Genomic DNA, 8128 nt, shown 5'->3' on the forward strand with positions numbered 1-8128 from the left:
GATATAAGAAAAAAATCTTTGCGAATACATTTATATCAAAAAGTTTAATATTCAATTAAATAATTATTAAGAATGAAAACCACACTCTTCCTACTAATTTTTATCGTACTCCAAGCATATTGCGGAACAGGATATTCCCAAAATGCCGACAATAAGATCGTAGCAAAAGTGCTTAATCGGGGTTTCAACAGTACAGAAATTAATTATATTGCGAAGAACAAAAATAATGTTTTGACAAAAAACAGTATTGATAACACTAAACAACAGAAAAAAATCACCATTAAAGGCAATGTCACCGATATGAATGGCGAACCGATCATCGGGGCTAACGTACTTGAAAAAGGTACGACAAATGGCACAATAACCGATATAGACGGTGATTTCTCATTCGAAGTTAATCCAGATGGAACATTTATTGTTTCTTTCATTGGCTATAAAACTCAGGAATTTCCGATTAAGGGTAAAGAACGTTTCCGAATCAAATTACCAGATGAGTCATTGACTCTTGACAATGTTGTAGTTACTGCAATGGGAATCAAAAAGAAAGCTGCATCTTTAACATACTCGGCTCAACAAGTGGCAGGAGATGAATTAACCCGAATGAAAGATCCTAACATGATTACAGCTTTAACCGGAAAAGCAGCCGGTGTACTAATCACGAGAAACTCATCCGGATTAGGTGGTTCGGCTAAAGTTCTAATTCGTGGGGTACGCTCGGCTAATGAAAAAGCAAATAATCAACCTTTATACGTCATTGACGGTATTCCCATGCTAAACTCTCTCAGCGAACAAGCATCTTCTGTAATGGGAGGAGTAAATGATGCCGGAAACCGTGACTCTGGTGACGGTATTTCTAATCTGAATCCTGATGATATTGAGAGTCTCAGCATCTTAAAGGGTGCTTCTGCTGCTGCACTCTATGGTTCACAGGCTGCTAACGGTGTTATTTTAATCACGACAAAGAAAGGTAAAGCCGGTATACAAAAAGTTACGTTCTCTTCTAATCTGACAGTGGATCAGGCTATTAGTTTACCGGAATTTCAAAACAGATATGCCCGTAAAGACAATCAAAGTTGGGGAGAGGATAAAGGATCTCTAACTGACTATAATAATGTTGATGATTTTTTCCACAATGGTATAACTGCTATCAATTCTCTTTCACTGCAAAATGGAAATGAAGCAATGCAAACCTACTTTTCTTATGCCAATACAAGCGCAAAAGGCATTGTCGGGCATAACAAATTGCAGAAGCATAATCTTAATCTTCGAGAAGCTGCAAGTTTCTTTAATGATAGATTAAAATTAGATGCCAATGTGAATTTTATGACACAGACTATTAGAAACCGCCCTGCATCAGGGGGGTATTACATGAACCCATTAGTAGGTCTATATGGTTATCCACGTGGAGAAGACATAACTCCTTATAAAACGGGATTCGAGAAATTGGATCCATCCCGTAATATACAATCCCAACAATGGTACACTAATGTAAGTAGTTTCGAACAGAATCCATATTGGTTGATTAATCGAGTACAAGGAAAAGACAAGCGTTACCGTGCATTAGCTGCTTTAACTACAAGCTTGAAGATAACCTATTGGTTTACTTTACAAGCACGCGGAAATATAGACTATACGAATGACAAATTTCAACAAAAAACATATGCTACCACCGCCAGTGATTTAATTGGAACAACACCAAAAAATAATGGTAGATACGTTGATCAAAGCCGCACTGAAATGCTGCTTTATGCCGATTTAATGGCAATGTTCAACAAGAAATGGAATAATTGGGCTTTAAATGCAGCTTTAGGAACAAGTATCAATAGCACCAAAACAGACGGGTTAAGGTTGGACTCCAAAATCGGCGGGCTCTACTACCCTAATGTGTTTACTGTATCCAATATCCGCATGAACACTTCCGCCGCATGCGACGAGATTATCAACCAACGCCATGTACTCCAATCCATCTTCTCAACGGCACAAATCGGTTGGAAAGAAAGTTTATACCTGGATGTTACCGCCCGTAACGACTGGGCATCCACATTAGCCTATACTAAACATAAAAATAAAGGCTTCTTCTATCCTTCAGCAGGTCTATCATGGATTATCAATAATACGATCAGAATGCCAAAGTGGATATCTTTTGGCAAGATACGTGCATCTCGGTCTAAAGTCGGTAATGATCTTCCGCTATATGTAAGCAACCCTGTAGACATCATTGGAGCCGGTGGTAAACTTATACAAAACGATGTTGCACCGTTTAGCGAATTGAAGCCGGAAATGAGCACTTCTTATGAAATAGGTACCGAATGGAAGTTCTTTAATTATCGTTTGGATCTGGATTTCACTTATTACCGCACCAATACCAAAAACCAATTACTGAAAATGCCTTCCTCCGCAGGCGCATTATATAAATTCTATTATGTGAATGCCGGTAACATTCAAAATGAAGGTGTCGAACTCACTTTAGGAGTAACTCCGGTTATGAACAAAGATTTCCGCTGGAAAAGCATATTCAATTTCTCTACCAACAGAAACAAAATTATATCACTACACAAAGAGCTCAAATCATTCGCTTATGGCGACGAAGGAATGAGTATGATGTACATGATGAGAATTGTGGAAGGGGGTTCTCTAGGAGATATTTACGGAAATAAATTCAAAAGAGACAATGAAGGTAATATCATTTATCAGAGAAACGAAAGAACAGGAGAAGCAACCGATATGCCATCCTATTCAACCGGGAATAATGACAAAATAGGCAATGCAAATCCAAAAGCATTACTAGGTTGGAGTAATACGTTTACTTATAAAGGTTTTACTCTTTACTTCCTGGTTGACTGCCGTTTCGGAGGCGATATAATTTCCATTACGCAAGCCGAGCTTGACCAAAAAGGGGTTAGCAAAACCAGTGGTGATGATCGTGCACGTGGCTTTGTAGACTTGGAAGGACACAGAATAAAAGATGTGGAAGGTTTCTATTCTATCGTCGGAGGACGCAACGGCGTCACAGAAAATTATCTTTATGATGCAACAAACATCCGTTTACGAGAATTGTCCTTAGGTTATGACTTCCCGAAAAAATGGATGACAAGAACAAAAGTATTCAGTGATATTCAATTATCATTCATTGCACGCAATCTATTCTTTTTCTATAAAAACGTTCCGTTTGATCCGGACGCAAGTTTGTCAAGTGGCAACAGTTGTCAGGGAGTGGACGTGTTCGGTATACCAACAACAAGAAGTTTAGGTTTCAATGTCAAATTCACATTCTAATTGAAAGAAACAATATGATGAAAAAAGACACCATATATATTATAAGCCTATTTATAGCAGGATTAACAATATTCAGTTCCTGCACAGGCAACTTCGAAGAGTACAATACGAAAACAACCGGATATGGGGAAGATAAACAGATACAGGATTTTAAGCTATATACAAACCCCATTGACATAGTAGAACAAGGTATCTATTTCAATTACGACTGGGGAAGCGGCAAGAATTGGCCCTATCAGATTATGCAAAACCTTTCATCTGATATGTTCTGCGGCTACTTTCATGATTTTAACGGCAGTTTTAACGACAAGAACTCGACTTACAATCTAAACGACGGATGGACTTCAACCACATGGATAAACACCTATGGCTACATTCTTCCGGCAGCCCAAAAAGCTATTGATTTAAATAAAGACTTATACCCTGCTTTTGTGGGAGTCACCAAAATATTGAAAGTGGAACTTATGCACCGCATTGCAGACCTATACGGACCTATCGTATATACCCAATTCGGAATAAAAACCGGTTCGGACCCCGATGATCTGAAAACAGCATACTATGCATTCTTTTCCGACTTAGATGATGCCCAACAGCTCATCAATGATTACATCAAATCTGCACCGAACAATAATACTTTTGCAGATGCAGATATATTAACACAAGGAGGCACTTATCCGGAATGGATTAAATTCTCAAATTCATTACGTCTCCGTTTGGCGATGCGTATCTCTAATGTCGATAGAACCAAAGCTGAATATGAGGCAAAGAAAGCACTAGATCCGAACAATGGCGGCGTTTTAGAATTATCTTCCGAAATTATCCAAGTATCCGGCAAGAATGGTTATACCAACCCCTTGGGAGAAATAAATAAAGGATGGCTAGAAGTGCATATGAATGCCAATATGGAATCATACCTTCTCGGCTATGAAGACCCGCGTACACAGAAATACTTCGAGAAATCTATTGAAGCCTATGAAAATGAAATAGATGATAATGGCAACTATGTTTATGGAGAAACCCGGAAAGATGTTAACTACTACGGACAATATAAAGGTATCCGCCAAGGTACAGGTACTACACATAATTACTATAAGGGACATTCCATAAGCACTGTAACTCCCAATACTCCGGCTATCTTAATGACAGCAGCCGAGGTTTGGTTTCTTCGTGCAGAAGCAGCCCTAAGAGGATATGTGGATGCAGGAAAAGAAGGGGAATACTATAAGAAAGGAGTACAAACATCATTTGAGCAATGGGGAGCAGGCAGTGCAGACTTATATTTGGAATCTCAAAATACTCCGGCAGGATACAAAGATGCTTTCGGAAAAGAGAATAATCCTACCATCTACGATATTGCCGCTCAAAGTAATGTTACTCCTAAATGGGAAGATGCAGTGGCACAAGAAGAAAAACTAGAAAAAATAGCCGTACAGAAGTGGCTGGCAATCTATCCGGAAGGTTGCGAAGCATGGGCAGAACAAAGACGTACGGGCTATCCCAAGCTATTTGAGGTTTATCACAACAACAGTCAGGGAACTATTGATTCAAAAACAGGAATACGTCGTCTGATATTTCCACAAGCACTAAAGAACGATAATCCTACCCAATATAACCAACTACTCAGATTACTAGGCGGGGCAGATAATGGTGGTACCCGTTTATGGTGGGATGTAGGAAGAAACATTTTCTAAGACAAAAGAAAGTTAAAGCTCCGTTCCTATTTCTCCAACAAAGTAAAAGCATCAAAAAGGCCGTCTCAAATATGAAACGGCCTTTCAAAACTAATACCTGAACTCAATCATCCCAAAACTTCCTTTTAGAACGAGCTCCGCCACCTTCATGCGGATCATCTGTCAAATTTAAACGATCAGTATCAGAACCCGCTATTACATTTTCCAACATTAATTCGATTACCTCTATTTGCGGTCTTATATAAACTTCTTTATTTTCCATTTCTTCTCATTTTAAGATTAACAACTAGATTATTACTACCTTCTGCTGATTGATAATGTAAACTCCTTTATCCAATCCTGTAACATAATTAGAACCTTCATGCAGACTTAAAGTTCTGACCAGACATCCATCCAAGGTATAAACATTAATCATTTGCACTTTGCCCGAAATGATTTCAACAGAACCACTATTAGGAATTATCACCAGTCGATCAATATTTCCGGTAGAATCGATACCGGTAGCCCCACCATTGTCATGAGCTATTGACAGCATTCTATTTGCAGCAGCAGTAAAATAAGCACGGAATGCAGGAATATAAGACCCATTGGGGGTTCCTTCTGCTACTTTGGCAAAGGCTGTTCCCGCATTATTCATCAGATAGAAACCTACCACGTCATTTCCTTCAATCTTACGATAATTTGCATGATACGCATATCCGGCAGCAGGAGATACAGGGGATAAATTTTCTGTAGAATAAACCGGTGCATTCGTTGCTTCAAATATTACATTATCTATTTCTTTTCCTCTTTTTGCCAGATATGGAACATTCGCTTTTACAGATTCAACTCTAGAAAAAATCATTTCATCTTTATCTTCAGCAGTCGTTTCTACATCTGCAAACTCTTCCAATATCATATCATCCTGATTCACATCGAAAGGCAAACAGACTGTTATCCATCCATCATCCGACAAAGAGCGAGTATAAGAGATTTTATCGGCAGTAAAATTCTTCACATTGTTAAAGCTATAACCATCTTGCAATACAACATTGGAAGCCTCAGCTCCTTCTCCGTTAAATACCACTACATTCTCTTCACCATCCACATTCAAACCTTCATTTACATAAATCAAACAGTTCGGGTTCAAACCTGCAACAGAAGGTAGTTCGGTCAAGTCAGTCACATTCGTAAAGTCTATTGTTGTAACAAATGGAGCATTCTCTCCGATTATCGTATTAAATGTATCAGAGTCCCATCTCCCGGTTAAAACAATATCCGTAGCAGTTCCCCCATTCGTCAAGTCATCAGCTGCGGTTATTTGCCAATAAATTGCGTTATCAGAACCCTTATCAGAATAAACATCACTCCACCAACCGGTTCCGGTATCATTGCCCAAATGCTTCCCATCAACTTTAATCTGAATGAAGACATAACTTGATTTTTCCAGATTTTCAGTTGCTACAATTCTAAAAAGAGCATTATCTCCTTCAGAAGATACATCCTCCGCCCATAGAGTAGTATACCCATTACTATCTCTATACAAATATTTTCCATTTCGAACAGATTGGATTCTATAATAAACAAAATCACCTTCCACTACTTCTTCAAACTTAAATTTTTGCTCGTTAAACGTATTCAAAAAAGCCTTGCCCTCTCCATTTTCATCTAAAGAATTTATCCCTTTACCTTCCTCTCCATCATAGGTTATATAATATTTCTTCTCGGATTCCGGATGTATAACAATCAAGCTTTCTTTAAAAGTCTTGAATATAGCCTCTAAAGCTCCCTTCACAGCATCAACGTCTTCTTGAGTTGCCTCCGAATCATCAAACACATCTTGCGCTGCAGCTTGCTTAGCCAACAATTCATCATATACATCCTGAGGAAATTGACCGATTTCATTACCTATCTGAATTACAGGATTACTTAAATAACTATTCACATTATCTAAAATAAGAATCAATGCCATTTTATCTGCATCGCTTGCAATATACTCTGTGATAATCCATTTATAATTAGGAGCATATCCCCAACTAGCATCTGCCGTACATTTCACATAAGACTCATCAGGATAATCTGTCCCTAATAAATTTTGGTAATTGCTATTACCAATATAAACACTTCCATCTCCAACAGAAGTAATGATGAATTCCACTTTACTTCCATACGCTGCAATATTGCTCGGGTCAACCCATACTGCAAGCCAGTCATTACCATCTAAAGAAGGTGTCGCTTGTGCAATATACTTGCCTGAAGCTACATTCTGAATATAATACTTACCAGTTTGACCGGAAACAGGAATAAATTTAAATTGCTGTTTTGTTCTTTCCTCCTCTGTTGAATAACGTTCGAAGAAACCAACTTCATAAAGCGTTCCCCAACTGGCAGATGCGGGTTCACTAAGTGGGGTAATATAACAAAGCGTACGAACGTTTACGATATTATATACCTTATTCTCATCGGGTACTGTTACTGATGTTTGTGCACTGACATCGAAGAGGGCACAAAGAAGAATCAAAATCAATAAAACATACTTTTTTTTCATAATACATAAATTTAATATTCGGATTAACAAAATAGAAAATACTTATTAGAGACTTTACTTAAACTGCTTTGAGCATACAGATCCATAGAACCTCACACTGTTTAATTAAGAATCTAGTAATTACATAATGTTTTCGTATACAATTCTCGCTTAAAACATCGTAATTTAATATTAAGACGTATATGCCGAATAAATCCACCAAATAGAATCCTACTATTCTCATAAAAAAATTGAGAATGAGAGAAATCTCCATTAAATAATGGTTCATCTACAGAATCATGTCTTATTTGTGGTTCATCCAGCATACGGTCGATTGCCTGCAAACAATAGGAGTTTGTCGATAATCGACCGTATGTTTGGCTTCAAACGTCCTTATGATTTTTTCAATCAACCTGATGATTAAAAAAAACATCAAGGTGTTTGAAAAAAACATCAAGTTCATTTTAAAATCACCTAAGGGAGCGATGTCCATCACTCAAGGAGGCGTTGGCTGACGCTCAAGGGAGCGATAGCTTACAGCTACTGGAGCGTTAGGCATCACTCCCTTAGGCGTTTTTGGCTTGCTTATTTTGTTGTGTCTTGTCCTGCTATAGGTTGACTCAAACAGATCATCAAATGAGTTCAAAAGAATTAA

Annotated in this window: 4 protein-coding genes; 2 read left to right on the forward strand and 2 right to left on the reverse strand. The window is 38.0% G+C overall.

Annotated features, from left to right (window positions below; translation table 11 throughout):
- Positions 1-72 precede the first annotated feature (72 nt).
- On the forward strand, positions 73-3276 hold the full coding sequence (locus tag DXB63_RS13105; protein WP_122126861.1) for a TonB-dependent receptor: 3204 nt from the start codon (positions 73-75) through the stop codon (positions 3274-3276).
- 17 nt (positions 3277-3293) lie between these two features.
- The gene (locus DXB63_RS13110) at positions 3294-4967 is read left to right on the forward strand and encodes a SusD/RagB family nutrient-binding outer membrane lipoprotein (protein ID WP_122126871.1); all 1674 of its coding nucleotides are present in this window, start codon (positions 3294-3296) and stop codon (positions 4965-4967) included.
- Between the two features lie 103 nt (positions 4968-5070).
- Here the strand turns inward: DXB63_RS13110 and DXB63_RS17970 are convergent, their stop codons facing one another.
- Positions 5071-5229 carry a hypothetical protein gene (locus DXB63_RS17970; protein WP_158563685.1) on the reverse strand — a complete coding sequence of 53 codons (159 nt, stop codon included), beginning with the start codon at positions 5227-5229 and terminating at the stop codon, positions 5071-5073.
- 24 nt (positions 5230-5253) lie between these two features.
- Entirely contained in the window at positions 5254-7494 is a 2241-nt protein-coding gene (locus tag DXB63_RS13115) for an RICIN domain-containing protein (protein WP_122126862.1), read from the reverse strand.
- Between the last annotated feature and the right edge of the window lie 634 nt (positions 7495-8128).

The sequence above is a fragment of the Bacteroides sp. OM05-12 genome, from assembly GCF_003438995.1.
In the GTDB taxonomy this organism is placed as follows: domain Bacteria; phylum Bacteroidota; class Bacteroidia; order Bacteroidales; family Bacteroidaceae; genus Bacteroides.